At 68.5% G+C, this 1,685-nt stretch carries 2 protein-coding genes; both read right to left on the minus strand.

Annotation, left to right across the window (positions count from 1 at the left end):
• Nucleotides 1–588: P-type ATPase actuator domain-containing protein (locus ACZLZY_RS24830; protein WP_472936634.1), on the minus strand; the 588-nt coding region annotated here is incomplete at its 3' end.
• Nucleotides 589–688: 100 nt separating this feature from the next.
• Nucleotides 689–1,685: potassium-transporting ATPase subunit KdpA (kdpA, locus tag ACZLZY_RS24835; RefSeq protein WP_472936635.1), on the minus strand; the 997-nt coding region annotated here is incomplete at its 5' end.

Here is a 1,685-nt window from a genome sequence, read left to right on the forward strand (position 1 = left end):
TGAGCCCGGCGCGGCGACGATGCGCACGACGATCCAGTCGGACAGCACCGTGGTGCCACCGGTAACGGCGGAACGGTCGCCGCCGGCCTCGCGGATCACGGGGGCGGATTCGCCGGTGATCGCCGCCTCGTTGACCGAGGCGATGCCCTCGACGATCTCGCCATCGCCGGGGATGATGTCGCCGGGCTTGACCAGCACGAAGTCGCCGACCTTGAGCTGAAGGGCAGAGATCTCTGTGATGCCGCCGTGGTCCTTGGGACTGCTGAGGCGCTTGGCGACGGTGTCGGTCCGCGCCTTGCGCAAGCTATCCGCCTGCGCCCGGCCGCGGCCTTCCGCGACGGCCTCGGCGAAATTGGCGAAGAGCACGGTGAACCAAAGCCAGGCCATGATTTGGCCGGTGAAGGCCAGCGGGTTTCCCGCGAGGACGTCGCGCACGAACAGCACGGTGACGAGCGCCGCGACGATCTCGGTGACAAAGATCACCGGGTTCTTGGCGAGCTGGCGGGGGTCGAGCTTGCGGAAGGCGTCTACGGCGGCACGGCCGAGCAGTTCCGGCGAGGCGATGGCGGATGCCGTTGAGGCGGCCATGGGTTTACTCCGAGGGTTCAGGGGGAGCCGGCGCGAGGCGCCTGGCATGTCATTTGAAGGACGGCGGGTGCGCGGCTCCTTGCCGCGCACCCCGGGGGGATCAGAAGGTCTTGCCGCCGATCATCTGCACGTGTTCGGCCAGGGGGCCGAGCGCCAGCGCGGGGAAGAACTGGAGGCCGCCGAGGATCAGGATGAGGCCGGCGAGGAGGCCGACGAACAGCGGTCCGGTGGTCGGGAAGGTGCCCGAGGAAGCGGCGAGCCGCGTCTTGCCGACCAGCGAGCCGGCGATCGCCATCATCGGCACGATGTAGGCGAAGCGGCCGAGCAGCATGGCAAGGCCCAGCGTCGTGTTCCACCAGGGGCTGTTGGCCGACAGGCCGCCGAACGCCGAGCCGTTGTTGCCGGCCGCCGAGGAGTAGGCGTAGAGGATTTCCGAGAGGCCGTGCGGTCCGGCATTGCCGAGACCGGCAAGCGCGGTGGGGAGCACCGAGGCGACGGCGGAGAAGCCGAGGATCGCGGTCGGCAGGATGAGGATCGCGAGCACCGCCATCTTCACCTCCTTGGCCTCGATCTTCTTGCCGAGATATTCCGGCGTGCGCCCGACCATCAGGCCAGCGACGAAGACCGCAATGATCGCCATCACCAGGATGCCGTAAAGGCCGGAGCCTACACCGCCCGGCAGGATCTCACCGAGCTGGATCAGGAACATCGGCACCATTCCGCCGATCGGCGTCAGCGAGCCGTGCATGGCGTTGACGGCGCCGTCCGAGAGACCCGTCGTGACGCCGGCGAACAGGGCGGACGCGGAGAGGCCAAAGCGGACTTCCTTGCCCTCCATGTTGCCGCCCGCGGGGTCGATCCCGGCGGCGACGAGCGAGGGCGTGCCGGCGGCCTCCGCCCAGTAGGCAATGCCGACGCCGACGACGAGGAGGATCGCCATGGTGGCGATGATCGCCCTCGCCTGCCGGCGGTCGCCGATGAGGTGTCCGAAGGCGAAGACGACGCCGACCGAGACGACAAGCATCTGCCAGATTGTCAGGAAGTTCGAGAGCGGCGACGGGTTCTCGTAGGGGTGGGCGGAGTTGGCGTTGTAGAAA

This window comes from Mesocryomonas lacus (assembly GCF_055730135.2).